Here is a 25,976-nt window from a genome sequence, read left to right on the forward strand (position 1 = left end):
CCGCTCTCCTCAAGGTCGCCACCGATCACATTGCGCCCCGCTGCGGAGATAGCGGGAGCTTCGACGGCCTGATGCGAGCTTATGGTCTGGTCTCGTTCAGCGCCGGGGGCAGGAGCCTGTCGAGGATGGCCTCGATGTTCGACGCCGCGATCCTGTCCGCCATGGCGTCGTCGACCCGGCAAACATCCTTCAGAGCCAGATAGCTCTCCATTCCGGAAGCGGCAGACAGGGACAGCACCAGGAACTGGAACTGCTTCCGGGACAGGCGCGACCGCACGGGAGCGAGCGCATGCTCATACATCGGCAGGCGGCGCCCACCTCGTATCTCACGGCTGGCCTCCCCACGATCAGAAACGGATGCATCCAGCGCCCGCGCTAGGAACAGCCGGAACTTGGTCTCAGATGCACGGGTGAGCGTGAACAGATACCGTTGCACCCGGAGCACTCTCTCCCGCACGTCCTGGGCGTCTCCGACAATCTCCTCAGGGGTGGCGACCTTCGCGTCGAGAGCGGCCTCCAGGACCAAGGTCTCCGACGTGGAGAAGTAGCGGTAGGCCGTCGCCTTGGAGATGCCCGCCTCCTGGGCCGCAGCCGGGACCGTGGCTGGCTCCCCGCGCTCCATCACCTGTCGTGCCGCCGCCAGGAGAGCCTGCCGGGTGCGTGCCTTCTGGCTGCTTCGTCCGGTATCGAGACGCAAAAGGAGAAACTTTCTTGAGACGCAAGTCTCATTATGATACCATGGCCTCACGTTCTGGGCAACTGACGCTCAACGTAGAAAGGGAGAGAACGTCATGGCTACTCCCCAGACCGACACCTACCACCTCCTCGGCAACCTCCTGCGGTTTCATGCCCGCAGTCCGGACACGGGCGGGGCTTACTGCCTCGTGGAGACGTTGACGGCGCCTGGGGCTGGTGCCCCGCCGAACCGGCATCCCTCTGACGACGAAGCCTTCTACGTGCTCGACGGCACCTTCGAGTTCATGATCGAGGGCGAGACCGTCACGGCAACCAGCGGCAGCTTCGTGAAGGTGCCGAACGGAGCCATTCACGCCTTCAAGAATGTGGGCCAGGCGCCGGGGCGGCTCCTGATCATCAACTCGCCCGGCAGGGCTCATGACGGCTTCTTTAGCGAGGCAGGCGACCCCATGCCGGCCGGCACCCGCGAACTTCCAGCGCCATCAGGCGAGCCTGACATCCCGCGCGTCCTGGAGATCGGCAGGCGGAACGGCCTGGAGTTCCTCCTTCCTCCAGCGGAAGGTTAGCTCGCCTTGCATCCAGCCCCAGTGGCGGAGGCTTGATGGGCCTGTTCCATGCGCCCGAAAATCCCGCCGTCACCGCACAGGCAGTGCAATTGGACCAGTGCCACCTCTTCCTTGGCGGGCCATACATGCTCCGGCTTGCACGTGGGTGCGCCCTTCAGATCGAGAGTTCCGCGATGCTCCGTGGCTCCTTGGCAGGGCGGCCATTCTCCTGGCGGCGTGCATTGCCCCGGACCTCATATGCCTTCAGCCGGGCGCGCATGATCGAGCCGAGCGGGCGGTGGGCGGCAAGGCTGTGCGAGGGACAGAACAGCAACTCCTCGTCCAGGGCCTGGCGTCTGGCGTCAAAGGCTTCCTGCGGTGGCAGGATCAGGCGGGCGACCGGCCGATACGGGCTCTCGTCCTCCGGCCACTCGGTATTGGCATTCTCCACCGGCATGCGCTCCAGGTCGGTGCAGAGCTGAATGCCAACCTCGTATTCGGCCGGGTTGTCGCGGAAGTAATCTACGACGGCCGTGCGCAGCCCGTCCTCGTCGGCGGGTGTGAAGCCGGCTTGCAGCAGTTCATGCAGGCGGGGCATGTCAGGCCTGACCCGTAGCTTGGCGATGTAGTCGCCATAGAGGAACGGGCATTGGCTGTAATAGGCCTCCGCCAACGGATGGTTGAACGGATGGCCATAGAAATCGAGGTTGGCGCTGTTCAGTCCCACGGCGTTGAGAGCCGCGTTGGCCGTGCGTGATGTTGCGGAGACGGCTTGCTTCACCCCCTCCGGCAGCGGCATCGCCATCTCGGTTGCGGTGATCTGGGCCAGAAAGACCTTGGCGGTGGGTGCGATGAACACCTTGCCGGTGTCGAGCACCCAGTCCTGTGTCACCTCCCCCTGATGACCGGGCAGCATCTCGCCTTCAACACCGATGATCTTGAGGGACATGCCGCGCGGTGTGGACACCCGGCGGTCATCCAGGAACTCGCCAGGCACATGGGAAAGGCGCGCGACGACCGGGTAGGTCCGCGCCTCGGCAAACAGCCCCTGGCGCAACTCGGGAGGCAGATTCTCCAGAACCCGCAGTTCACCCTTGAGGATGCCATGCGCCTTGGCGTGGGATGTTCGTACGGAACGGCCGTAGCGCTCCCGCGTGATCCGGCCGCCACCTGCCATCACCTCGATGATCCTGTCGAAGGTCTCCTGCTCGTCGGGCTCGACCTCCTCCACATCGTCGCGGTAGCGGACGAGGGAGGGCTTTGCCTTGGGCTGGCCTGAGGCAAAGCCTTTTCCAGCGGGCGACCGCGCGTCGCGAATGCCGGAGGTTTCACTGACAGCCCGGCAGAGGGTGTCGGTCACAAGCCCATAGGCCAAATGGGCGACAAGGCCGCGGGCATGGGCGGTCCAGGGATAATCCTGCGGGCGGCCGGACAGCCCCAGAGCGGCGTTCATCCCCTCGTCCTTGATCAGGAACAGACCCAACCCGAAGAGGCTGCCCCTGCCTGCATCAAGGTAGGCAACGCGCCCGCGCAGGGCACCATACAGTGCCGCCGGCACCATCCCCAACCCGTAATGCACAATGAGACCAGCTGTATCGAGCTGGCGCCGGGTCAGGGCAAGTCCAGCTTGTTCTGCCGCTTCTGCGGCCAGAACTTGGGCCGGATCCATGCCGCCGGGGCGAGCCTGCCGGGTCTGCTGGCGTGTCCGCCTGTTGTCGAGGCCGCGCCGGAAATTGAACCAGTCGATGCGGTCCATCACCCAGACGGCCGCCACGCCTGCCGCCGCGCCTGCCAAAGCATCCAGAACGATGTCTGCCGATGAATGCCGCGAATGCCGGCCGGAGCGCCTCCCGGTCCATGCCGCAGATCCGGCGGAAGTTGCGTTGGCGGCTCTGTCGCGTGCGGGCTGTGGCATGGCAAATCCTTACCGTGACGGTGCGGGTGTTGCTGAGGGCCACCCGTGGGCCTTGCGCTCTAACGTCCAATCGGAAGACACACCGACTGTTCCAGCTTGACTATTCAGTAGGAGGTTCGCTCGCGCTGCATGTGGTGTCGGAACCTGTGCTGCGGCGGGCAATTGACGTCTCAGGCAGCCTCCGGACCACATTCCGGACACACGGTCCCGGATCAATGCCACATCCGCCTGTCCAGAGGAGAGGCAATGACCGTCATCCTCCTGAGGAAGAGGCGATCTCTCTGACTGTGAGGTTTGCGATGCCGATGCGCGTTCACGAAGTCCATCCCGCCCTTGCCCACTTCCCGGTGGCTCTGCTGCCGACCGCGGTGGCCGCCGATCTCATCGGCACGCTCACCGACAACGACTCGTTGATGGAAATGGGGCGCCAGCTGATGCCGGTGGCCGCCGCAAGCGTGGCCGCGACGGGGATCGCAGGCTTTGCCGCGCAGGAGGCGGTCAGGACCAGCGATGCCTCTCATGATCTCCTCGTCACTCATCGCACGCTCAACATCGGCCTGCTGGCATTGTCGGTGGGCTTGGCAGCGATCCGTGCCCGCAGCCGACGGCCCAGCGCTGGCTATCTGCTGGCAGGTCTCGCCGGGGCCGCCCTTGTCACGTATTCGGGCTATCTTGGCGGCCGGATGGTTTATACGCATGGCGTCGGCGTGACTCCTGCCGACGGGATCGAGCCGGAGCGGACGCCCGAGATGCCTCACGACGGGTTCGGGAGGGCCGCACGCGCATCCGTGTCCAACGTCGGCCATGCGCTCAGACACACCGTCCAGGAGATGGCCGAAGGGCAGATCGCCCCGAGGCTGCAGGAGCGCCCGACGGCTGGAGAACCGGCCGCAGGATAGGCCGGGTCCGTGCGCATTGGGCCTGCCCAGGGTCGGCACCCATCGCTGAAACAGCCACGCCGGGCAGTCGACGGGCGGCTGTCACGACGCTAGTCTCGTGACCATGCTTTCCCTGTTCCCCGCCCGTGAATAGTCGTGCCGCAGGAGCTCTCGGTGCCTGGCTCGCGCTGACGATCATCGCGGCGGTCGCCGTCGCGTCCGTCAACTTCGTCCGCGTCCGCGACAGCTTTGAGGCCGAAGCGCGTACCCTGCACCGTGTTGTCTCACAACGGGCAGATCAGCATGACGCGCACTTGACGAGCCTTGCCGCCGTGCTGGCCAGCCCCGACCGCTCGGTCACGACCTTGGGTGCTCTCGCCGAGGCCATCCTGCGCTTCTATCCCCGGATCACCGGCATCGATGTCATCAGTGTCGGGCCTGCTCCAGACCTGGTGTTCACCACCCGCGGGGACCAGCCTAAGAGTCCCAGAATGAGCGAGTTTGCGGCAGCTGCTGCCAAACTCTCCCCGGGACAAGCGGTTGTGATAGCTGAGCCCAACGGCGCCGAAGCCTATCACCTGATCAAACGACTCCCCGAGACCACGTCTCTAGCTGGTGTTCTGGTCATGACAGTCGATGCGCGGCGACTGATGGAGCCCGAGGGCGACCTGCCGGCGGGGACCGACCTTGCCCTCCGCGACCCGTCGGGGCGCGATCTCACTCAGGCGGGAGAGGTAATCTCATCCGGTGGGCTCCTCCCGAACTTCATCTTTGAGAAAGCGCTCGGCAGCCGGTCCCAGCCGCTCCTCCTGCGGGTGGCCCGTCAGCCCGGATTCGGTGAGCTCCTGCCACCGCTCGCAGTTGCACTTGTAACGGCCATCACCGGGATTGGGGTGCTTCTCGCAGGTTTCGTGCTGCGCGAGCGTCGGTCTGCCCGGGAGGCCCGCGAGCGGGCGAGCTTTCACGAGCACCAGGCCAGGCTCGCTCATGCGATGCGGGTCAACACCGTAGGCGAGATGGCTTCCGGCATCGCCCATGAGCTCACCCAGCCCCTGACCGCCATCCTCAGCCGCAGTCAGGCGGGCCTTCGCCTCGCCCGTGCCCCTTCCCCCGATTGGGATGAAATCATTGGCGCACTCGACGCGAACGTTCGTCTCGCCAAGCGGGCCGGCGACATCCTTGCGCGCCTGCGCGCCTACGTGTCGAACAGCGGGCCCGCACCCGAACCCACGAGCCTCAACCGCCTGATTAATAACGTTGCGGAGCTGATGCAGGGCGATCTGGAGCGCCGCGGCATCGCTCTGGAACTCGATCTTGACCCAGGCGATCCTGTCTGCTTGGTGGATCGGGTGTCTGTCGAGCAGGTCGTGCACAATCTCGTGCGCAACGCCGCGGACGCAATCGAGGTCCTGTCGCAGGAGCGGCGGACGGTGACGGTCACAACAACCGTTGGCGGTGGATCGGCTGCGATTGTGGTCCGAGACCAGGGCCCCGGGATCCCTGCTGCGGACCTGCCGCGCCTGTTTGAGCCGTTCTTCACCACCAAGCCCGACGGCATGGGCCTTGGCCTGCCACTGTGCGAACGCATCGTCGAGGCCTTCGGCGGGCGGATCACGGCGGCGAATGCTCCGGAGGGTGGTGCCGTGTTCACGATCCGCCTGCCGCTGCTCGTTGAACGCCGGAAGGAGGCGGCCGAGTGAACTTCTCCCGCACCGTATTCCTTATCGACGATGATGATGACGTTCGCGACGCGCTCCGGATGCTCCTGCGAGCGGCTGGGTTCGCGGTCGAGGCCTTTCCAAGCGCCCTCGCCTTTCTGGAGCGGCGGGACCAGAAGGCTGTAGGATGCATCGTCGCCGACGTGCGGATGCCCGGCCTCTCAGGCCTTCAGCTCCTGGAGCGGCTTGCCGCCGATGGTGAGCGCATACCGGTGGTGGTCATCACCGGCCATGGCGACATCAATGCCTGCCGGCGCGCCTTCAAGGGCGGCGCCGTCGACTTCCTGACAAAACCGGTCGACGAGCAGGTGCTGATCGAAGCCATCGAGGCGGGTTTCACGCGGCTTGAGGCGCAGCGCCGTGAAGCCAGCGAGGTCGATGAGGCGGTGGCGCTTCTCTCCCGTCTCACGCAGCGCGAGAACGAGATCCTCGACATGGTGGCCCGCGGCTGGATGACAAAGGAGATCGCCCGGGCCGTGGGGGTTTCACCGCGTACGGTTGAAACTCACCGCGCCAATCTCGCCGAAAAGCTTGGCACGACGTCGGTCGCCGAGATGGTGCGCCTCGTGCTCCTGGCTCGCCCGACCCATACTTCTCCGTAGAACTACGTAGATTGCTCCGGTGCCGCACCGATAACCCGCCGGGCGTTGGTTGGCTAAAGTCCAGGTGTCGAACAAGCCGGGGTCTAAACGATCCCCACCGGAGAAGTGCCATGTCGAAAATTCGCAATGCCGTTGTCGCGGCTCTCACCCTGGCTCCTGCGGCCGCCGGCGCCCAAGTCCTTCAGGAGCGCAACATGCCGCTGGCCATTGCCCAGGAGCTGGCCCAAGCCACGGTCGAGGCCTGCGCCGTCAAGAACTTCAACGTGACGGCAACGGTGGTGGATCGTGCCGGGCTCGTGCGCGCGGTGCTCCGGGCCGACCGGGCTGGTCCCCATACTGTCGAGGCGAGCCGAGCAAAGGCCTACACGGCGGCGTCCGCCCGCAACAACACCACCGCCATCATGGAAAACGCCGACAAGAACCCGGCCGCCCGCCACCTGGCGGCCATCGAGGGCTTTCTCCTGCTCGGCGGCGGCGTGCCGGTGAAAGCGGGCGACGAGGTCATCGGGGCTGTGGGCGTTGGTGGCGCTCCGGGCGGCCACCTTGATGAGGAATGCGCGAACGCTGGTCTTGCCAAGGTGCAAGCGAAACTGAAGTAACCGATAGCGGTGGCCTGCAACGGTGGGCCACCGCACCAGAGGGGGACGGACCATGACCAACCCGTTTGTGCTCATCGGATTGATCGGAATCCTGGCACTGTCCGGGGGCGCGGCCTCTGCGCAAACCCCTCCCACACCAGCTGAGCTCTCGGCCTATCGTGGGCTGCACGCGGCCGCAGCCCAAGGCTCCGTCGACGACATCCGGCGGCTGGCCCAAACAGGCGCCGACCTGAATGCCCATGACGGCAACGGCCGCACGCCGCTGCACGTGGCAGCGTTCCAGGGGCACGGGACGGCGGCACGGGCCCTGATCGCCGCCGGGGCCGATCCCGGTTTGCTCGACAACCAGCGCTATGACGCTGTGACCATCGCGGCGGTCAGAGATGACGTGCCGACGTTGAAGGCGCTGCTCGCGGCCGGCGCGAGCGCAAAGCTGGTCACCAGCATCTACGACGGCACGGCCCTGATCGCCGCGGCCCATCTCGGCCACGACGGCATTGTGCGCGAGCTTATCCGCGCCGGCGCGCCGCTTGACCACGTCAACAACCTGGGCTGGACCGCGTTGATCGAGGCGGTGGTCCTCGGCGACGGTGGTGCCCGTCATACAGAGACAGTGCGTACGCTCCTCGAAGCCGGTGCCGACCCCCGGATTTCCGACCGGAACGGGTCGACGCCCCTGCAGCTCGCGCAGGCTCGCGGGTACACCGGCATGGTGTCCCTGTTGCACAGCGCCATGCGCCGGCGTTGACCTTGGGATCCATTTCCGCGCAATGAAACCGAGAGGGCAGGCTGGCGTTGCCGCAAAGAAAGTTGGGGCGTCGCCCCGCGCCTGCTCAATGATGGGTGTCGATGATCCGCGGCAGTGTGTTGAACTGGTGGTACGGAGGCGGAGAGGACAGGGTCCATTCCAGGGTCGTCGCACCTTCACCCCACGGGTTCGCGGCAGCCTTTTCCTTGCGGATGAAGGCATAGACCACGCCGAACATGAAGATGAACAGGCCGGCGAAGAACACGTAGGCGCCGATGGACGACACCATGTTCCAGCCCGCAAACGCGTCGGGGTAGTCCGCATAGCGGCGCGGCATGCCGGAGAGGCCGAGGAAGTGCATCGGGAAGAACAGCACGTTGGAGCCGATGAAGGCGACCCAGAAGTGCAGCTTGCCGATCCACTCGGGCATCACGTAGCCGGTGATCTTCGGGAACCAGTAGTACATGCCGGCGAAGATCACGAAGACCGCGCCGAGCGACAGCACGTAGTGGAAGTGGGCCACCACGTAGTAGGTGTCGTGCATGTAGCGGTCGACAGGAGCATTCGCCAGAACCACGCCGGTGACGCCGCCGACCGTGAAGACGAAGATGAAGCCGATGGCTCATTGCATGGCCGCCGTGAAGCGGATGGAGCCGCCCCACATGGTGGCGATCCACGAGAAGATCTTCACGCCGGTGGGGACCGCGATCACCATGGTGGCGAACACGAAATAGGCCTGGGTCTGGAGCGAGAGGCCGACGGTGTACATGTGGTGCGCCCACACGACGAAGCCGACCACGCCGATGGCCACCATGGCGTAGGCCATGCCGAGATAGCCGAAGATCGGCTTCTTGGAGAAGGTCGAGACGATGTGGCTGATGATGCCGAAGGCCGGCAGGACCATGATGTACACTTCGGGGTGGCCGAAGAACCAGAACAGGTGCTGGTAGAGCACCGGGTCGCCACCGCCCGACGGATCGAAGAAGGTGGTGCCGAAGTTGCGGTCGGTGAGCAGCATCGTGATCGCGCCGGCGAGAACCGGCAGCGACAGGAGCAGCAGGAACGCGGTCACCAGCATGGACCAGGCGAACAGCGGCATCTTGTGCAGCGTCATGCCCGGAGCGCGCATGTTGAGGATCGTGGTGATGAAGTTGATCGCACCCAGGATCGAGGAGGCGCCTGAAAGATGAATTGAGAGGATCGCAAAATCGAAGGCTGGTCCTGGGTGCCCCACGGTCGAGAGCGGCGGATAGGCGGTCCAGCCGCCGCCGAAGCCCGTTGAGCCCGGCGCACCCTCGGTGAAGAGCGAGCAGAGCATCAGGGCAAACGCCGCCACGAGGAGCCAGAACGAGATGTTGTTCATCCGCGGGAAGGCCATGTCGGGCGCGCCGATCATCAGCGGCACGAACCAGTTGCCGAAGCCGCCGATCAGAGTAGGCATCACAACAAAGAAAATCATGATGAGGCCGTGGCTCGTCACAAAGACGTTGTAGGCCTGCGGATTGGAGAACCACTGCAGACCCGGCTCCTGGAGCTCCAAGCGCATGCCGATGGAGAGGAGGCCGCCGATGATGCCGGCCGTGAAGCCGAAGATCAGATAGAGCGTGCCGATGTCCTTGTGGTTTGTCGAGTAGAACCACCGGCGCCAGAAGGTCGGGTAGTCACCATGTCCGCCACTGTGCTGCGTGCCCTGGTCAACTCTCTCGTCCATGCCGTCAGCCTCCGATCCGTGACAGGTTCGATCAAGGTCCGGGCTGTGGCAAACGCATTTTATTGCTGCATGGCGGCAAGATTTTTGCGGGTTGCGTCGGCCAGCGAGCCGGTGCCCCGAACCGTCGCGGCGAAAGCCTGACTTCAATTCTTTTGCTTGCTGGCGGCAAACAATTTCGCTTGTCGCGGCCGTTGGGCGGGCCGAGGATTGTTGCACCATTTCGCCGGATCGCCCCTCGTCCGGATGGGGACGGCGGCGGAACAGGTCAGCCCACGGTACGATGGAGGGTGATCATGCAGCACGCGAAGCCCACTCGGTCCATGGCCGTCGCCGCCAACCATACAGGCGAACGATGGTGGGCCCTCAGCCTTTTGTCCGGCTCTTTGGCCCTGCTCGCCTGGTGCGTCGTCGCGCTTTAGGCGAGAGGAAGGATCAGCAGAACGGGAGGGCCCAAACATGTGCAATTACAATCTGTTCCGCCACGCCGACCGCGCGGAGCTCATCTGCGCGGTTCCGGAGGTCCGGCCTGTGCCGGCCTTCATCACGGGTCCGCCATGGAGCTTCGTCGGACGCGTGCGGGATTGTGCCGCCGGCTCGCCAGGGTTCAATCACCAGGCTGCGGAGGAGAGCGTCCACTTCAACGGCTTTTACCTGTTCCAGTTGATCAATACATCGGATCTCAGGTCCTGGATCGATCAGGACCGCCGGCGGCAGCCCGGCGGGGAAGCTCCACTCTGCGGCAGGGAATGGCCAGGCGAGTTCCCGCTACGCCGGATGATGGCCGGTTGAGACGAGGAGGACTGAGGGTCGCGTGAGGGGAGCCCTGCGGCACGGCCAAGGCTCGAATCCCGCGCGGCTCTTCGAAATACACCGCGGCTCTGTCAGGAGGTGAACATGTCTGGCCCGCTTTACCCTGAGCCATCGCCCGAGCTGGCGCGCAGCCGCCGCGAACTCGCCCCTGACGTGCAGGCCGCCTTCGACGCATTCAGCCGCCAGGTGTTCGCCGCCGGTGCTTTGGACACTAAGACGAAGCAGTTGATTGCCGTCGCGGTCGCCCATGTCACCCAATGCCCCTATTGCATCCAGGGCCACACGAAGGCGGCTCAGCGCGCCGGAGCGACGGCGCAGGAGCTGATGGAAGCCGTCTGGGTGGCCGCCGAGATGCGGGCCGGCGGAGCATTTGCTCACGCCAGCCTTATGATCGCTTCCTTGTCCGAAGATCGGTAGACAATCAAAGTGCAAAGAAAGTGATTTGAACCTGCAAATCTATTCGTTTGTCACGTACCCTGTCCGCACATACCCTCTTTCCTGTCGACCGATGGCGCCGATGACCGGCATACCTTCACAGGCCTCTCGTCAGCGCAGACCCAGAGGAGGCAGGGATGCTCACCGCCGCGGACGTCATGACGAGAGCGGTCATCACGGTCAGGCCCGAGACGTCAATCCACGAGATCGCCAAGTTGCTCTGCGACCATCATATCAGCGGCGTTCCGGTTATCGATGACGAGGAGCGGCTGCTCGGTATTGTCAGCGAAGGCGATCTCATCGGGCATGCCCAATTGGCCGGCGAACAACGCCGGTCCTGGTGGCAGACTTTCCTCAATGGCCCCACGGTGCTGGCTCAGCACTACGCCAAATCACATGGCCGGACCGCCAGCGACGTCATGACGGACGAGGTGGTCGCGGTCCTGGAGACCACGTCGGTTGCCGACACGGCCCGCACCCTGGAGCAACATCGGATCAAGCGTGTTCCGGTGCTGCGGAACGGAAGGCTCGTCGGCATCGTGACTAGAAGCAACCTGCTTCAGGTGCTGGCGACCACCGACGTGTCGAAGCCGATGAACGTTGCCGACCGCATCATTCGGGAGCGGCTGAACGACGAGCTTGAGGGTCAGCCCTGGGCCTATCTCCTGTCGAAGAACATCGTCATCGAGAATGGCGTCGTTCACCTGTTCGGCATCGTCCAGTCAGACGAGGAGCGACACGCGCTCCGCCTTGCTGCGGAGAACCAGGCCGGCGTGAAGGCGGTGGAGGATCACCTTTCGGTGGTACCGCCCGTCTCTTATGTCTTCTAAGGAGCTCACGCTGAATCAGTTCAACGCTGGAGAAATGTGGAACGCCAAACTGGCTGCCCGAGCGACCCCACGAGGTCACACGAGCAGGCAAGATTTGTTCTGCCCCACCTCTCGAAGCGGCCGGATTTGTCATGGAGCTGCTGTTGTTGAGATTGCCGTCCTCCATGTTCATCCGCCTTGGACCGTGTCGGTCCTTTCAGGTGCTCGGCCCTTGTGGCTCGATGCTTCAGCATAATCGGGCTTCCAGAACGTGATGGTGTAGACATGATACCGACCCGGGGTGAAACGGCGCCAGCACCGAACTTCAAAGCGGTTCTGTACGGCATTGTGCTCACGGCACTTGCCAGGGCCTCTCTTGTGCTCGCCGTTTGCATCATCATGGATGCGTCCGGCGGCCAGGGGCTCGGACCGAGTCTGCGGACAGCGGTCCTCGCTTTCGGCCTCCTCGGGGGAGCCGCGCTTGGCCGCGGGTGGCGAGCGGAGCGGGTTTCAGAACCTGATCAGGCAAGCCGTTTCTACGCCGTCGCCCTTGTGAACTACTTCATCTGCTATGCCGCGCTTCTGGCTGGCAGTTTATTGAGCGCCGGTGAGAATTGAGGAGCGCAGGCTTTGCATGGCAGCCCTTTCTTGACCTTATCCACCGATCAAAGGCCCATCGTCCTCATCACCGGCGCAACCGGCAATCTGGGCCGCTCGCTGGGAAAGGTGTTCGGCCGCGACTACCGCACCGTCGGTCTCGACCGTGTTGCGGAAGGGGCCGACTTTCCGGTCATCGCGGTTGACTTCACGTCCGACGCATCAATGGAGTTGGCGTTCCGCAAATTCCGCGACACCTTCGGGTCACGCATCGCCAGCGTCATCCACCTCGTCGCCTACTTCGATTTTACGGGTGACGATCACCCTCTCTATCAATCCGTCACGGTCGAGGGCACCCGGCGCCTGTTGCGCGCCCTGCAGGGGTTCGAAGTCGAGCAGTTCGTCTATGCGAGCACGATGCTGGTGCATGCGCCATGCCGCCCCGGCGAGCGGATTGACGAACGGCAGCCGATTGATCCGCGCTGGGCCTACCCCAGGTCGAAGGCCGCAGCCGAGGAGGTGATCCGGGCCGAGCACGGGCCGATCCCCTATGCCATCCTGAGGCTGGCCGGCGTCTATGACGAGCACACGACCGTGCCCACGATGGCCCAGCAGATGGCGAGGGTGTACGAACGGAACTTCCAAAGCCACTTCTACTCCGGCAGCACGCTCGTTGGTCAATCCATGTTGCACCGGGCGGACATGCTCGATGCCTTCCACCGTACGGTCGACCGCCGCGCCGCATTGCCACCCAACGCCGAGATCCTGATCGGCGAACCCGACGCCATGGGATACGAGGCGCTCCAGGACGAGCTCGGCCGGCTCCTGCACGGCGAGGACAACTGGCCGACGCTGCGTCTGCCTAAGATAGTGGCCGCCGCCGGAGCCTGGGCGCAGGACGAGCTTGAACCGGTCATCCCTGACCTGATTGACGGAGGCGAGGAGCCGTTCATCAAGCCTTTCATGGTTGCCATGGCCGATGACCACTACGCCCTCGACGTCCGACGGGCTCGCGAGCTCCTCGGATGGGAGCCCCGGCACCGGCTGAAGGACGAACTGCCTCGGCTCGCAGCAGCCCTCAAGGCGGACCCAGCCGGATGGTACAAGGCGAATGGGGTCACACCCCCGGCCTGGCTGAGCGAGGCGGCCGATCTGGGGAAAAACCCGGAGGAGCTGAACGCCCGGCACACCGCCAGGACCAAATCCGAGCATCGCGCCAACCGCTGGGCGCATTTCGCCAACATGGGCCTTGGCACCTGGCTCATCACCCAGCCGCTGCTGATCGATGTCCCGGAGCCTCTCCTGCGCTGGAGCGAAATCGTCCTGGGCTGTGCCGTCATGGTGTTCGCGGCTGCGGCCCTGTCCTGGCGGGCGCAATGGGTCCGCTGGATATGCGCCGTAATCGGCGCGCTGGTGATGGCGGCGCCCTTCCTGTTCTCGACGCAAAGCGCGGCCGCCTATCTCTCCGACACGCTTGTCGGCTTCCTGATCTTCGCCTTTGCCGTTTGCACGAAGCCCGAGCCCGGCTCCTCGGCCGTCGCCGCGCTTACCGGGCCAGTCGTGCCGCCGGGCTGGAGCTACAACCCGTCCAGCTGGGTGCAGCGCCTGCCGATCATCATCCTGGCGCTCGTCGGCCTCTACGTCTCGCGCTACCTGGCGGCCTACCAGCTCGGTCACATCCCGGATGTCTGGGATCCGTTCTTCTCCGGCTCGCCATCCGATCCCCAGAATGGAACGGAGGAGATCATCACCTCGTCGGTGTCGAAGGCATGGCCGGTGTCCGATGCCGCTGTGGGCGGCTACACCTACCTGCTGGAGATCCTCACTGGTCTGGTCGGCTCGCGGGCCCGCTGGCGCACCATGCCCTGGCTGGTGATCCTCTTCGGCCTGATGATCGCGCCTCTGGGTGTCGTCTCGATTGTGTTCATCATCATCCAGCCGATAGTCATCGGCACCTGGAGCATCATCGCCCTGATCGGCGCCGCCGCGATCCTGGTGCAGATTCCCTATTCCCTCGATGAGATGATCGCGACGTTCCAGTTCATGCGCCGCCGGATAAAGAGGGGTCGGAACGCGCTCCGCGTGTTCCTCCTGGGCGACACCGATGACGTGGACGAGGCGCGAGACTCCAATCCGAAGGCCGACGAATTCGACAGGCCACCTGGCGCCGTGATCAAGGATATGGTGGGCGGCGGCGTCAGTCTGCCGTGGAACCTTGCTCTCTCGGGACTGGTTGGCTTGTCCCTGCTGTTCACGCGGGTCACGCTCGGGGCGGAAGGCAGCATGGCTAACTCCGATCATCTGATCGGCTCTCTTGTCCTGACGGTGGTCTCACTGGCCGCCGCGGAAGTGGCAAGGCCATTGCGGTTTCTCAACATCCCGCTCGGGCTGGCGCTCTTTGCCACCCCGTTCATCCATGGGGCCAGCATGACGGCGACCGTGGCCAGCATCGCCTGCGGCGCCGCGCTTGTGGCACTCAGTATCCGCCGTGGCCCGATCCGTGAGCAGTACGGATCCTGGAGCCGGGTGGTGGTGTAGCAAAATGACTGCCTCACGGCGCCGTCATCCCGGCCGGGAACCTTTTGGGATTGCTTCCATCCAATGGGGATGCGCGGGCACAGATGGACCCGGCGCGTCATCGGAGGATGCTATGAGAATTGCTTTCACCACACTTGCCCTGGCTGCCGCCTTCAGCCTGCCGGCCCTCGCCGCCGACCAGGTTGAGAAGGCGCCACCGACAGGTGCCTACAAGAAGGTGAGCGAACTTGTGAAGATACCCGACTTCCTGCCGGGCCTCGGCCAGCTCTATGTCGACCCCAAGACCCTGCCGGCCGGCCCGTTCCTCGCCTATGACCGAGACGGGCGACTTGTGAGCACGGTCTACATGCTGCCCATCGAGGATCTCTCGAACAAGGACAAGCGCTTCGACGATCTCGCCGCACCGGGCGGCAAAGTCGATCATGTCGACGTCTACTTCAACGCCGGCCATCCGGGTGTTGAGAAACCTCACGCCCATGTCGTCCTGTGGCATGTGCCCAAGGCCGACGAGCAACGGGTGGCGGCGAAGTGATGATTTCACGCAGATACATCCTGCGGATCGGCGGGGGTCTCCTCGCCGGTCTGGCAAGGCCCCGGCTCTCGCTTGCTGGTGAACCGGTCGAGATCCGGATGCAGGGCAACACGGACAGCTCGCATGTCTGGTTCGATCCAATTGGCCTGCGCGTTGAGCCCGGACAGACCATCCGCTGGATCAATCTCGATCCCGGCAACTCCCACACGGCCACAGCCTACCATCCGAAGAACTTCGAGCGCCCGCAGCGCATTCCGGAGGGGGCAGAGCCCTGGGACTCGGACTATCTGCTGCCGAACGAGAGCTTCTCGGTCACGCTCACGGTGGAAGGCGTGTACGACTTCTACTGCGTCCCGCACGAGCATGCCGGCATGGTCGGGCGGATCATCGTCGGTCAGCCCGGCCGGTCTCCAGCTGCCAGCGTGTCGGCGCAAGCGGCCGGCGGGGAGCCCCTCCCCGAGATCGCTCTCCAGGCTTTCCCGTCCATCGACGAGATCATGCGCCGGGGCGTCGTCAGGCGCACGTAAGGGCTGATCCAACATTGGCGGGAACCTTCCTGGTTCCTTCCGATCCAATGGTCATCCCAAAGGGCCCCACCAGGCACAGAGGAGGGCGCCATGATCCGCTCGGTTGCCTTCACAAAGGCGGTTATCGCCGGCATGGCGGGCGCCATCGCTTGGGAGATCGTCGCCCGGCTGCTGATCTGGGCCGGCGTTCCATTCTTCGACCTTGTCATGACACTCGGGACACTGGTTCTTCCCAACGCGAGCCCATGGGTGTCCTGGCTGGCCGGCATGCTGCTGCACCTGATGGTCGGCGCAATCTGGGCCGTGTTCTACACCTATTTCTTCTGGTCCGTCCTGCCGCTGCGCCCTGTCCTCCAGGGAATGGCGTTCGCGTTCGTGCCGATGCCGCTGGCGATCTTCATCATGCATCCGCAGTTCGACCTCATGCACCCGCTCGTGCAAAGCGGTGTGATGTCCTCCTCCGGCCTGTTCGGTTTAGGCGGGGAAATGCACGAGCCGCTCTCTATCGCAGCCGGCCACCTGATCTGGGGCAGCGTGCTGGGCCTGCTCTACACCCGACCCGTCGGGTATGCGGCGAGCCAACCGCCAGCCCTGAATACCCGGCCTGGGAGTTTACACCTGCCTGTCAGTTCGTCCCGTGCTCCGGTCGAACACAGGTTCATGTTCGCGACCGGGATCGAGTGCAGCTATCCCACCCTTGAGGGTGGGCGATGGCGCATGGACCAAATGGCAGCCTGCGGCCATTACCACCACTGGCGCACCGACCTCCAGCTCGTGCGGGATCTTGGCCTGCGTTACCTGCGCTACGGCCCTCCCCTGCACCTCATCCATCGCGGCCCCGGCCAGTATGACTGGGCTTTTCTAGATGAGGTTGCCGCCGAGATGCAGCGGCTTGGCATCGTGCCAATCATGGACCTGTGCCATTTCGGCCTGCCCGACTGGCTGCAGAACTTCCAGAACCCGGAGGTGCCGCAGGCGCTCGCCGACTATGCCAAGGCCTTCGCCCAGCGCTATCCGTGGGTGCAGCTCTATACCCCGGTCAACGAGATGTATGTCTGCGCCAAGCTCAGCGCGCTCGAAGGATTGTGGAACGAGCAGTGCCGGGACGAGCGCGCTTTCGTCACGGCTGTTCGTCACCTAGCCAAGGCCAACGTGCTGATGATGCAGGCGATTGCGGCCGAGCGCCCAGATGCCGTATTCGTCAACAGCGAGAGCGGCGAGTTCTACCAGCCCTGCTGCCCTGATCCCAAGGTTCGCCGCATCGCCGCTTTCGAAAACGAACGGCGCTTCCTGCCGCTGGATCTCCTGTATGCCCATCCTGTGCACGAGGACACCCGTGCCTACCTCCTCCAGAACGGCATGCCACCTGACGAATACGCGTGGTTCATGCAGCAGAACGTGCGCAACCGCTCGATCCTTGGGGTCGACTATTACGAGTGGAACGAGAAGCTCATCGACAGCAATGGTCATGCGCAGGTGTTGGGCGAGCTTTTCGGCTGGTATGCCGTCGCCGGCCAGTACTACCAGCGTTACCTGCGACCGATGATGCACACCGAAACCAACCGAATGGATGCCCGCGATGGACCGCGATGGCTCTGGCGGCAATGGCACAACGTGCAACTCATCCGCCAGACAGGCGTGCCGGTCGTCGGCTTCACCTGGTACTCGCTTACCGATCAGGTCGACTGGGACATCGCTCTGCGGGGGCCGCTCGGCAACGTCAATCCGGTCGGCCTGTTCGACCTCAACCGGGACCCGCGGACGGTCGGCCTCGCGTACCAGCACCTCGTGAGCCTCTTCGGGGCTGACCTCAGCGAGGCATCTTCCATCGAGGCGGTGCTGGAGGAAGCCTCAAAAATCATGACACGGGAAGCGAGGAGGCTGCATGCTTAGGATGCTCCAGGCCCATGGCCTTGATGCGGGCCCGACCCAACGGCCATTCCTGGCAGGCGCCATCGCAGGCGTGATCGCCACGGTCCCGGCTTTGGCTGCCCTCATCGGTTTCCAGGCGCTCGATGCGCCTGCCCGGGCAACCGGCACGTCCGTGTTCGCTGCCGGCCTCGCCTACGCCGGTCTGATGCTTCTCGGCGGGGTTGTGTACGGTTGGCTGTTCCAGCGCGCGGCCAATGACCCGCGGGGTGGCTGGCTGTTCGGGATGGCATTCGGCTTCGTGCTCTGGATGCTCGGACCGGTCCCGCTGCTGCAATGGCTGCCGGACCAGCCCGTCCTGCGCGGCTATCCTGCTGCGGGATTGCTGCTGGCCCAGTTGCTCTGGGGCCTCGCGATGGGATTGATGTTCCCGCTGGTTCACCGCCGCCTGCATGCCAGCCTGCAGAGCGAAGCCCGAACAGCATCCAGGGGCACGGGACCGGAAGCGGCGGCCCAGAGGCAGATGCTTCGGCCGCTCCCGTCCTCCCAGCCCCCATCCTCCTGATAGGACCTGCCCTTCCCATGATCGGGGCCCGTTCGGGAACCTTTGTCAGCATTCCCCATCTAATGGATAGCAACAGGAGCTTGGCCATGCAAACGCAGGCGGTCGCGGCAACAGGGTTGGACGGGATCGATGATCTGGCGCTGGTTGAACGGGCCCGCAACCGGGACGGGGCCGCGGTCCGGCTCATCATGCAGAGACACAATCGGCAGCTTTACCGCGTGGCCCGCAGCGTCCTTCATGACGATGCCGAGGCCGAGGATGTGGTCCAGGAGGCCTATGTCCGTGCCTTCACCCACCTGGACGGCTTTCGCGGCGAGGCGCAACTCTCCACCTGGCTCACGCGCATCGCTCTCAACGAGGCGCTAGGACGGCTCCGACGGCGGCGCATCACGGTCGGCTTGAAGGACATCGATGCCATCAACGATCAGGGGGAGGCCCGCGTGATCTACCTGCCGTCGGCCCGCCAGGACGGTGATCCGGAAGCCGCCGCGGCCAGAGCCGAGGTGCGGCGTCTGCTCGAACGGGCCGTGGACCAGTTGCCTGATTCCTTCCGCATGGTCTTCGTGCTTCGGGACATCGAGGAGATGAGCATCGAGGAGACCGCCGCTCACCTCGGCCTGCGGCCTGAGACGGTGAAAACGCGGCTTCATCGCGCCCGGCGCCTCCTGCGGCAATCCCTCGACAGAACCCTGTCATCGGCCGTGGGCGACCTCTTCCCGTGCGCGGGCGCCCGCTGCGCCCGGATCACGGAAGCGGTGCTGGAGCGTCTCGGCCTGCCGGAGCCTCCGGAGGGATGACTGAGCCATTCGAGGAGATGAACAGCATCATCGCAGGATTTCATTTTGAATGAGGAATGGAGAACGTCATGCGAGCCGATAATCCCGTACGCACAGGAAATCCTCAAAGCACCGCGCAGATCGCCGGTCATCCGCTGCATCCGATGCTGATCCCCTTCCCGGTCGCCTTTCTCGTGGCCACCCTCGTGTGTGACCTGCTGTTCTGGAACACGGGCAGCAGCGCTTGGAGCATGGCTTCGCTCTACCTTCTGGGCGCCGCGCTCATCATGGCAGCCCTTGCGGCCCTTGCCGGCCTGACTGACTTCATGGGCGACCGGCGCATCCGCAATCTGTCCGCGGCCTGGCACCACATGTTCGGAAACGTCGTCGTAGTCCTGCTCTCATTGTGGAACTGGTATCGCCGCTACGAGGCCGGGGACGCCGCCGTTCTGCCGACGGGGCTCGTCATCTCGCTCGTCGTCGTTCTCCTCCTGCTCTACACCGGCTGGCGCGGATGGGAGATGGTCTACCGTCACCGCGTCGCCGTCTCGGATTAGGGGACCTGATCCGAATTCTCGACGTCGCCGTGCTGCCAACCGCCAGCAGCACGAGGTCGCAGGCAGGACAGAGTACCCAGAGAGAGCCGGTGTCCGCAGTTGGGCGACGTAAAGCAACGAAACCGGTCTCAGGGAGCAATACAATTCGTTTGATAACACTGCCGACATCCACCAACCTCAACCCACGAGGTTAGTGCACGGCGCACCGGTTGGAATGTTTCAAATGACCTGCACCTGACAAGGCGAACCTGCCCATAACCATCTCGGTCGAGGGCTTTGAAGGGGCCCTGCGACCCGGAGAGGTTCGAAGGCCGCAGATGGATGGTGGGAACACGCATGCGGTTGCAGCCAAGGACTGTTGCTGTGGGAGAGCAGGGCCATGGACGAGGACGAGCAACTTCACCTTCTGAATGAGGCTCTTCATTGGGCGCTCATGACGCTTCATTCCGCCAGGTCTGAATACCAAAGGCTTTCTCCCCCTGGCGATCCCTTTTTGATGGAGCGTAGCGAGTTCTTGGCCGCCCGGCGAAACCTGTACATCGCTGCGCATACTGTCGGGGAGATCAGACGGAGAATATCAAGCAGGAAGCAGGCGCTGGGGATCTCGTCGGAAACGTTGAGGGCTGACGATGTCGTCCTACACTGACGCCGTGAGCATCACGACGCGTTCGGCGGAAGAGGTCTTTGAGGATCACCTGAGGCTGAGGGTTGCCGGCAAGATCGAGGAGGATCTTCGCCGCAACTACGCGAAGAATGTTGTTCTGCTCACGATCAACTCGAATGTTCGTGGACACGACGCAATCCGGATGTCCGCGCGACGGCTTCGCGATCAACTCCCGGATGGCCGGTTCGAGTTCCTGTCGAAGCAAGTCAATGGTCCGTATGCGCTGCTTATCTGGCAGGGTCAGTCATCCCGTTTCAACGCGATGGAAGGAGCAGACAGCTTTGTGATCCGGGATGGAAAGATCCAATTCCAGTCAATTCATTATAGATTGGACCATCCATTGCCGCTGAATGCATTGCTCTGAAATCAAGCTTTGATCTGGCGAAGAGAAACTCCGGAGCTGACTGCAACGTACCATGACCTGGAACGGCGATGATTTCCGTGCCTGATCAGGTCAGATGCGCCGCCGCGGTGGCCTCCTCCCTCAGGCAGGTTTGGATCATCGTGCATTCGCCTTCTGCATCCGGCAAGGGATCCTCCTACCTGTGATTGGGGCCTGCGCATCCCCGCAACGCCGTTCGCACCCGGACCATGAGATGAGCACCCTGCTCGTGGGGGTGTCCACCCCGGCCGCTCCGCCACAGCAGTGATATAGGTGTCCAGGCGGACCAACGGAAATCTTGCAGTCATCACGCAAGATTATTCGTTTTCGTGATCCGGTTGAACGGCCTATCCTGCATGGGTGCGTCCTTGCGGCGCCCGGGCCCATGATCTGCGGGGCTGCCGTCGCTGCCGCAGGGCCGCTTGGAGGCCATCATGAGATACAGGTCTGTCGACGAACTGCGCGGTGCATCCGTGGTCCAATCAACCCTGCCGCAACCGATGACGCGTGATGAACGGCTCGGACGCTGGGCCATGCTGCTGGAGGCGAGACCCGACCGCCTGGTTCACACTTTGTCGGAAATCGAAACCAAGCATGGATGGCCGCCAGCGCGACGTCCTGCGTGCGGACAACTCGGCCCTGACCGTCGCGTTCGAAGATCCTGTCCTGCGGGACGAGGGTCTGCAAAGCGACACACTCGCCGATGCGATCACCTTCTTTGGGCTGTCCGAATGCGACGCCCATTATGTGCTGTGTTCATGCCTCAACGGACAGACGATGACGGCGGGCGCTGCAGCGTTGAAGGTGCGTGGGCTGGCCGGTCAGAAGGTGTCGCTGCTCGCAGCCTGCCTGATCGCTGGTGCGCTGATGGCAGTTCCGTTCGCGGTTTCCTTCATTTGAGTCCGGGTCCTGACAGCGCATGGACGACGAACCCAGAGGCTTCAGGACGGGACCACCCATCTCAGCCCCCGATGGGACACCGGCGACCCGTGAAGTCGAGCGGGATGGTGCGGAAAGATGCATCATGGGTTTCAAGCCCGTGGCGTCGCGGTTCATGAGGCCTGAAGCGACGACGCGCTGCCGTCTCGTCGGCATCGGAAGGCGTTGATGGCATGATCAGGTCCTGCGGCTCCACTTTCCGTTAGCGAGGGAGATCCGCACGTGAGCCCAGATTGATTGGGGCCCAGAAGGTGCGCATCTATAGGATAACTGGTTTTGATTGACATTTGAGTGCAGTTTCCTTGTTATAGAAGGCATGGACATTGAGCTCGCCCGGACGTTTCTTGAAATCGTTTCGACGGGAAGCTTTGTTCGGGCCTCGGAGAGGCTGAACGTCAGTCAGACCACGGTCAGCGCGCGGGTCCGCAACTTGGAACAGCAGCTTGGCCGGCAGCTGTTCGTCCGCCACAAGGGTGGAGCCTCTCTGACGCCGGCCGGCGAGCAGTTCCTGCGTCATGCACCCATGTTCGTTCAGTTGTGGCAACGGACGCTTCATCAGGTTGCGGTGCCGCCCGGCCGCCGCGCGGTGTTGACCGTCGGCAGCGAGGTGAGCCTCTGGCAGCCGCTTCTGCTGGACTGGGTCCAATGGATACGCCGTTCACTGCCGGATATCAGCCTTCGCGTGCATGTGGACGTTCCGCAGGACCTGATCAACCAGGTTGCATCCGGGCTCGTCGACGTTGCCATCATGTATGCGCCCCAGCAGCGGCCCGGACTGAGGGTCGATCTTCTGCGGGAGGAGAAGCTCGTGCTCCTCACAACCAACCTCGATGGACGCCTCCAGGACGGAACGGACTATGTGTACATGGACTGGGGGCCCGATTTCGTGCTTCACCACGGCATGAACTTTCCCGATGTCGTGCCGGATGTCTTTATCGATCTCGGCCCGCTCGCCCTTAACTATGTTCTTTCATCTGGCGGGTCCGGTTACTTCAGGATGAGCGCGGTTGAGCCCTATATTGCATCCGGGCGGCTGCACCTGGTCCGTGACGCGCCCCAATTTTCTTATCCGGTCTATGCGGTGCATTCCGTCACGGCGGACATGTCCGTGGTGAGCCCCGCCTTGGGTGGCCTGCACACGATTTCAGGCATGAAAGCCGAGTGAAGCAGCGGGGGCCCGCATTTGCAAGCTTGGTTCTCTGCTCGCAAATCAGGGTGGGGTATCATCAGGGGCAGGTTTCGGCGCGAGCTGAACGAGCTCCCCAGTACCGAAGTGCGGCGCGTCAGGTGCATCAAGCCTTCAGAGGCGCATCCCTGAGGACCCCCAAATAAGCCTGGAAATGGTCTGAGGAAGGAAAGACCGTTCCGGTCGCGGATCTGCTCCGATGCGGAGGTAGCATTCTGCCCGGTCCACCCCACATGACCTTGGCAGCAAAGGAGGCCTGAATGGAACTGACCGGACTGGTTGCCAATGCCATTCTTTCCGCCGCCGCGGATGCGGTCGTGGCGACCGACCGCGAGGGTATCATCCGCGTGTGGAACCCCGGGGCCGAACGGGTCTTCGGCTACCACGCCGACGAGGCGCTGGGTCAATCGCTGGATCTCATCATCCCGGAGCGCCTGCGCGCCCGCCATTGGGATGGCTTCCGGCACGTCATGGCAACCGGCGAGAGCCATTACGGCGCAGGCGATCTCCTGTCTGTCCCGGGCCTTCGCAAGGATGGCCAACGCATCTCGCTGGAGTTCACCATCGTGCCGCTCAAGGACGAACAGGGGCAGATGCACGGACTCGCCGCGGTCATGCGTGACGTGACCAGCCGCTTTGAGGAGATCAGAAGCCTGAAGCAGAAGCTGGCAAACGCAAGCGCTCCACCGAGCCCCCACTGACGGGCATGACAAACCCGTTCTACACCATCGGGCATTCCACCCGCTCCATTCCGGAGTTCGCGGATCTCCTGCGCGAGGCCAACGTCCGTCTTGTGGTGGACGTCCGGACCGTTCCGCGCTCCCGGACGAACCCGCAGTTCAACCGTGATGCCTTGCCCGACAGCCTGGCGGGTTATCAGATCGGCTACGAGCACATCGCCGAGCTCGGCGGGCTGCGCGGCAGGCAGCGCCAGATGCCCCCTTCCCCTAATGAGTATTGGGAGAACAAGAGCTTCCGGAACTATGCCGACTACGCCTTGAGCGACACATTCCGCTCCGGCTTGGCGCGGCTGCGCGATCTCGGCGGTGCGAGCGTCACGGCGATTATGTGCGCCGAGGCGGTGTGGTGGCGTTGCCACCGGCGGATCATCACCGACTACCTGCTCGCCTCCGGGTGCGGCGTGTTCCACATCCTTGGACCCGGCAAGATCGAGCCGGCGTCCCTCACGCCCGGCGCCCGCCCCTCCCCTGATGGAATTCTTTACCCCGCCCGGGACCAAGCCTCCTGAGACACCCCGGCTGAGCCGGCGCGCACCTGTCGTCTGCACTCCCGGACACTTCATCCAGAAACTGCCATCGTCGCCCCATTCTGCGCATAGCGCCGGGCAAGAACCGCGCCCACGAGGATCTGGATCTGGTTGTAGAACATGATGGGCAGCACGATCATGCCGAAGCCCGGCGCAGTGGCGAACAGCACCTTGGCCAGGGGCAGGCCTGATGCTAGGCTCTTCTTCGAACCGCAAAACACCGCCGCGATCTCGTCTCCCCGAGAGAAGCCGAAGCGGCGGGCGATGTACGCGGTGACGGCCAGCACGACGGTCAACAGAACCAGACACAGCACCGCCGTCAGGGCCACACTGGCAGGCGGAAGCCGGGACCACAGGCCGTCGACCACCGACTGCGAGAATGCCGCATAGACAATCAGCAGAATGATCGCCTGATCGAACTGGCCGATCCGGCGCTCGTGCCGGGCCATGACCCGGGACAGCCATGGGCGGACAATCTGGCCGGCGGCAAAGGGGACCAGGAGCTGGAGAACCACGTCGCCCAAGGCCCTGGTGAGGTCGAAGCCGCTCTCGACCGAGGTCCGAGTCATCAGAGACAGCAGCACGGGCGTCAGCAGTAGGCCAAAGACGTTGGACGCCGCCGAGCTGCAGATGGCGGCCGGCACGTTGCCCTTCGCCATGGCGGTGAAGGCAATGGAGGATGACACCGCCGACGGCAGCGCCGCCAGGTAAAGGAAGCCCAGCAGAAGGTCCGCGGGTACCCATGCTGATGGCAGCACGCCTAACGGCATCACGGCCACGGGAAACACCACGAACGTGATGGCGAAGATGAAGAGGTGCAGCCGCCATTGGATGAGGCCCTGAATCACCACCTCCCGCGGAAGGGCCGCGCCATGGACGAAGAAGAGCAGCGCGATGCCGAGGATCCCCAGAGTGTCAAGGATCTCGGCGCTGGTGCCCTGCGCGGGAAGGACGCTGGCCACGGCGACTGCCGCCATGATCAGCAGGAGAAACGGGTCGATCTTACGCATGATTGGATCCTGTTGGATTGTGGAGGGCAGTCGGCCGCAGGGCTCAGTAGTACGGCCACACCTGGGGATGATCCGGGTCTGGATCGCAATGCCGACGGCATTCCCGCGGACGTGCCGGGTGGGACTGTGCTCTCGCCAGCACGGGCACCGCACTGAGCATCGCGAGACTGGCGACCAATGCGGCCGGAACCGTCAGGGCCATCAGACCAAAGGCGCCGTGCAGGGTTGCGCCGGCCGCGGCCCCGGGCACGAGTGTGCCACAGAGGAGGGCATGGCCTCCCAATTGCCATGGCCGTGCCCTGCCGCTCAGGGTCTGACCCAACGCCTTTCCCAGGCTCACCAGCGTGCCGGTAATGAAGGTCGCGCCCAGCCGCACACCATCCACCGGCTGCATGACGGTGTTCTGCACGCCCATTGCCGCCACGAGCGGAAGGATCGAGGTGGAGATAGGCCATCCGGAATTGGCCAGAAGAGCGGCCCCCGCCAGAAGGAGCGCCTCCAGCAACAGGACAGCCGGGAGGCGCCATGCTTCAGCGAGACTGGCCAGGACGGTCGCAACCGCGACGCCCCCCAGGAACGAGCCGATCATCAACGCGCCCTGGTGGACCGGACTCCATTGGCCGTCGCCCAGTCCGACGCCGAGCGACATGCTGGCCCCGCTCATGAAAGACGCGAACAGCCCGCCTAGGCCGATGTACCCAATGGCGTCAACAAAGCCGGCCAGGGCCGTCAGCAACCCACCCATGGCAATCTGGTCCGCCTTATCGGCGAGCGGCAGCCGGACGTCCGATGCCGTGCGGCAGCTGGATGGCATCGTCTCGCTACTGCGGCAAAGCATGGCAGCCTCCCCGAGCCGGGTGCCGGACGTGGCGTTCGCGTCCAATCATTCCATCCCTCACAGAACCCGAAAGAAGCCGTCGATGACGATCCAGACGAACATCGGGTAGAGCGCAAGTCCCAGGGTGGTGCCGATGCGGCGGCCCCAGCGGACAGCCGGATCATGGGATGGCTCATCGCCGAAAAACCGGTCGACAACTGTGGCTCTCATCAGGCGTTCTCCTCGGCTTCCTGCTCCACCGCGGCTTTCGCGCTGGATCCAGA

General features: G+C 64.1%; 29 protein-coding genes and 1 pseudogene. 24 read left to right on the plus strand and 6 right to left on the minus strand.

Annotated features, from left to right (window positions below; all coding sequences use genetic code 11):
- Nucleotides 1-79: 79 nt before the first annotated feature.
- Nucleotides 80-697, minus strand: coding sequence for a TetR/AcrR family transcriptional regulator (locus JKL45_RS11960; protein WP_201861359.1), 618 nt, complete (start codon nucleotides 695-697; stop codon nucleotides 80-82).
- A gap of 94 nt (nucleotides 698-791) precedes the next feature.
- Here JKL45_RS11960 and JKL45_RS11965 point away from each other — a divergent pair, with 94 nt between their 5' ends.
- Nucleotides 792-1,262 (plus strand): cupin domain-containing protein, encoded by a 471-nt coding sequence (locus JKL45_RS11965; protein WP_201861360.1) that lies wholly within the window; start codon nucleotides 792-794, stop codon nucleotides 1,260-1,262.
- Nucleotides 1,263-1,416: 154 nt separating this feature from the next.
- On the opposite strand, the gene JKL45_RS11970 is transcribed toward JKL45_RS11965, so the two are convergent.
- On the minus strand, nucleotides 1,417-3,156 hold the full coding sequence (locus tag JKL45_RS11970) for a hypothetical protein (RefSeq protein ID WP_201861361.1): 1,740 nt from the start codon (nucleotides 3,154-3,156) through the stop codon (nucleotides 1,417-1,419).
- A gap of 299 nt (nucleotides 3,157-3,455) precedes the next feature.
- Between JKL45_RS11970 and JKL45_RS11975 the strand changes: the two genes are divergently transcribed.
- The 5 genes from JKL45_RS11975 to JKL45_RS11995 all read left to right on the plus strand — a co-directional run bounded on the left by JKL45_RS11975 (nucleotide 3,456) and on the right by JKL45_RS11995 (nucleotide 7,701).
- Nucleotides 3,456-4,055 carry a DUF2231 domain-containing protein gene (locus tag JKL45_RS11975; RefSeq protein WP_201861362.1) on the plus strand — a complete coding sequence of 200 codons (600 nt, stop codon included), beginning with the start codon at nucleotides 3,456-3,458 and terminating at the stop codon, nucleotides 4,053-4,055.
- Between the two features lie 125 nt (nucleotides 4,056-4,180).
- Nucleotides 4,181-5,734 carry a sensor histidine kinase gene (locus JKL45_RS30655; RefSeq protein ID WP_201861363.1) on the plus strand — a complete coding sequence of 518 codons (1,554 nt, stop codon included), beginning with the start codon at nucleotides 4,181-4,183 and terminating at the stop codon, nucleotides 5,732-5,734.
- Nucleotides 5,731-6,354: a response regulator transcription factor gene (locus JKL45_RS11985; protein WP_201861364.1), complete on the plus strand. Its 624-nt coding sequence runs from the start codon at nucleotides 5,731-5,733 to the stop codon at nucleotides 6,352-6,354. The genes JKL45_RS30655 and JKL45_RS11985 overlap by 4 nt, the downstream gene beginning before the upstream one ends.
- Before the next feature lie 110 nt (nucleotides 6,355-6,464).
- A complete protein-coding gene (locus tag JKL45_RS11990; RefSeq protein WP_201861365.1) occupies nucleotides 6,465-6,953 on the plus strand; it encodes a GlcG/HbpS family heme-binding protein in 489 nt (162 codons plus the stop codon).
- Between the two features lie 52 nt (nucleotides 6,954-7,005).
- Nucleotides 7,006-7,701 carry an ankyrin repeat domain-containing protein gene (locus JKL45_RS11995; RefSeq protein ID WP_201861366.1) on the plus strand — a complete coding sequence of 232 codons (696 nt, stop codon included), beginning with the start codon at nucleotides 7,006-7,008 and terminating at the stop codon, nucleotides 7,699-7,701.
- Between the two features lie 85 nt (nucleotides 7,702-7,786).
- Here JKL45_RS11995 and ctaD read toward each other — a convergent pair.
- Nucleotides 7,787-9,412: pseudogene (gene ctaD / locus JKL45_RS12000) on the minus strand (cytochrome c oxidase subunit I).
- 293 nt (nucleotides 9,413-9,705) lie between these two features.
- On the opposite strand from ctaD, the gene JKL45_RS30475 reads away from it, so the two are divergent.
- From JKL45_RS30475 to JKL45_RS12085, 18 genes are all read left to right on the plus strand, one after another.
- On the plus strand, nucleotides 9,706-9,831 hold the full coding sequence (locus JKL45_RS30475) for a hypothetical protein (protein WP_281401757.1): 126 nt from the start codon (nucleotides 9,706-9,708) through the stop codon (nucleotides 9,829-9,831).
- Between the two features lie 37 nt (nucleotides 9,832-9,868).
- On the plus strand, nucleotides 9,869-10,201 hold the full coding sequence (locus JKL45_RS12005; RefSeq protein ID WP_201861367.1) for a hypothetical protein: 333 nt from the start codon (nucleotides 9,869-9,871) through the stop codon (nucleotides 10,199-10,201).
- 105 nt (nucleotides 10,202-10,306) lie between these two features.
- Nucleotides 10,307-10,639 carry a carboxymuconolactone decarboxylase family protein gene (locus JKL45_RS12010; RefSeq protein ID WP_201861368.1) on the plus strand — a complete coding sequence of 111 codons (333 nt, stop codon included), beginning with the start codon at nucleotides 10,307-10,309 and terminating at the stop codon, nucleotides 10,637-10,639.
- A gap of 155 nt (nucleotides 10,640-10,794) precedes the next feature.
- A complete protein-coding gene (locus JKL45_RS12015; RefSeq protein WP_201861369.1) occupies nucleotides 10,795-11,487 on the plus strand; it encodes a CBS domain-containing protein in 693 nt (230 codons plus the stop codon).
- 264 nt (nucleotides 11,488-11,751) lie between these two features.
- On the plus strand, nucleotides 11,752-12,084 hold the full coding sequence (locus JKL45_RS12020) for a hypothetical protein (protein WP_201861370.1): 333 nt from the start codon (nucleotides 11,752-11,754) through the stop codon (nucleotides 12,082-12,084).
- 30 nt (nucleotides 12,085-12,114) lie between these two features.
- Nucleotides 12,115-14,601: a vitamin K epoxide reductase family protein gene (locus JKL45_RS12025; RefSeq protein ID WP_201861371.1), complete on the plus strand. Its 2,487-nt coding sequence runs from the start codon at nucleotides 12,115-12,117 to the stop codon at nucleotides 14,599-14,601.
- Nucleotides 14,602-14,713: 112 nt separating this feature from the next.
- Nucleotides 14,714-15,133 carry a DUF5602 domain-containing protein gene (locus JKL45_RS12030; protein WP_201861372.1) on the plus strand — a complete coding sequence of 140 codons (420 nt, stop codon included), beginning with the start codon at nucleotides 14,714-14,716 and terminating at the stop codon, nucleotides 15,131-15,133.
- A complete protein-coding gene (locus tag JKL45_RS12035) occupies nucleotides 15,133-15,660 on the plus strand; it encodes a plastocyanin/azurin family copper-binding protein (protein WP_201861373.1) in 528 nt (175 codons plus the stop codon). Before JKL45_RS12030 ends, JKL45_RS12035 begins: the two co-directional genes overlap by 1 nt.
- A gap of 90 nt (nucleotides 15,661-15,750) precedes the next feature.
- Nucleotides 15,751-17,553: a family 1 glycosylhydrolase gene (locus JKL45_RS12040; RefSeq protein ID WP_246498498.1), complete on the plus strand. Its 1,803-nt coding sequence runs from the start codon at nucleotides 15,751-15,753 to the stop codon at nucleotides 17,551-17,553.
- Entirely contained in the window at nucleotides 17,546-18,094 is a 549-nt protein-coding gene (locus JKL45_RS12045) for a hypothetical protein (RefSeq protein WP_201861374.1), read from the plus strand. Before JKL45_RS12040 ends, JKL45_RS12045 begins: the two co-directional genes overlap by 8 nt.
- 86 nt (nucleotides 18,095-18,180) lie before the next feature.
- A complete protein-coding gene (locus JKL45_RS12050) occupies nucleotides 18,181-18,891 on the plus strand; it encodes an RNA polymerase sigma factor (protein WP_201861375.1) in 711 nt (236 codons plus the stop codon).
- 68 nt (nucleotides 18,892-18,959) lie between these two features.
- Nucleotides 18,960-19,427, plus strand: a complete 468-nt coding sequence (locus tag JKL45_RS12055) for a DUF2231 domain-containing protein (protein WP_201861376.1) — start codon at nucleotides 18,960-18,962, stop codon at nucleotides 19,425-19,427.
- A gap of 379 nt (nucleotides 19,428-19,806) precedes the next feature.
- Nucleotides 19,807-20,073, plus strand: a complete 267-nt coding sequence (locus tag JKL45_RS12060; protein ID WP_201861377.1) for a hypothetical protein — start codon at nucleotides 19,807-19,809, stop codon at nucleotides 20,071-20,073.
- Nucleotides 20,057-20,455: a nuclear transport factor 2 family protein gene (locus JKL45_RS12065; RefSeq protein ID WP_201861378.1), complete on the plus strand. Its 399-nt coding sequence runs from the start codon at nucleotides 20,057-20,059 to the stop codon at nucleotides 20,453-20,455. Before JKL45_RS12060 ends, JKL45_RS12065 begins: the two co-directional genes overlap by 17 nt.
- Nucleotides 20,456-21,067: 612 nt before the next feature.
- Nucleotides 21,068-21,373: a hypothetical protein gene (locus JKL45_RS12070; protein ID WP_201861379.1), complete on the plus strand. Its 306-nt coding sequence runs from the start codon at nucleotides 21,068-21,070 to the stop codon at nucleotides 21,371-21,373.
- A gap of 355 nt (nucleotides 21,374-21,728) precedes the next feature.
- Nucleotides 21,729-22,577, plus strand: a complete 849-nt coding sequence (locus JKL45_RS12075) for a LysR family transcriptional regulator (RefSeq protein ID WP_201861380.1) — start codon at nucleotides 21,729-21,731, stop codon at nucleotides 22,575-22,577.
- Nucleotides 22,578-22,858: 281 nt separating this feature from the next.
- On the plus strand, nucleotides 22,859-23,299 hold the full coding sequence (locus JKL45_RS12080) for a PAS domain-containing protein (protein WP_201861381.1): 441 nt from the start codon (nucleotides 22,859-22,861) through the stop codon (nucleotides 23,297-23,299).
- 5 nt (nucleotides 23,300-23,304) lie between these two features.
- On the plus strand, nucleotides 23,305-23,847 hold the full coding sequence (locus tag JKL45_RS12085; RefSeq protein WP_201861382.1) for a DUF488 domain-containing protein: 543 nt from the start codon (nucleotides 23,305-23,307) through the stop codon (nucleotides 23,845-23,847).
- 50 nt (nucleotides 23,848-23,897) lie between these two features.
- On the opposite strand, the gene JKL45_RS12090 is transcribed toward JKL45_RS12085, so the two are convergent.
- The 3 genes from JKL45_RS12090 to JKL45_RS12100 are packed head-to-tail and all read right to left on the minus strand — an operon-like array spanning nucleotide 23,898 to nucleotide 25,923.
- Nucleotides 23,898-24,875, minus strand: coding sequence for a bile acid:sodium symporter family protein (locus tag JKL45_RS12090; protein ID WP_201861383.1), 978 nt, complete (start codon nucleotides 24,873-24,875; stop codon nucleotides 23,898-23,900).
- 43 nt (nucleotides 24,876-24,918) lie between these two features.
- Nucleotides 24,919-25,713 carry a YoaK family protein gene (locus tag JKL45_RS12095; protein ID WP_201861384.1) on the minus strand — a complete coding sequence of 265 codons (795 nt, stop codon included), beginning with the start codon at nucleotides 25,711-25,713 and terminating at the stop codon, nucleotides 24,919-24,921.
- A 57-nt stretch (nucleotides 25,714-25,770) separates the two neighbouring features.
- Nucleotides 25,771-25,923, minus strand: coding sequence for a hypothetical protein (locus tag JKL45_RS12100; RefSeq protein WP_201861385.1), 153 nt, complete (start codon nucleotides 25,921-25,923; stop codon nucleotides 25,771-25,773).
- Nucleotides 25,924-25,976 lie beyond the last annotated feature (53 nt).

Source organism: Microvirga soli (genome assembly GCF_016734765.1).
GTDB classification, from domain to species: Bacteria; Pseudomonadota; Alphaproteobacteria; order Rhizobiales; family Beijerinckiaceae; genus Microvirga; species Microvirga soli.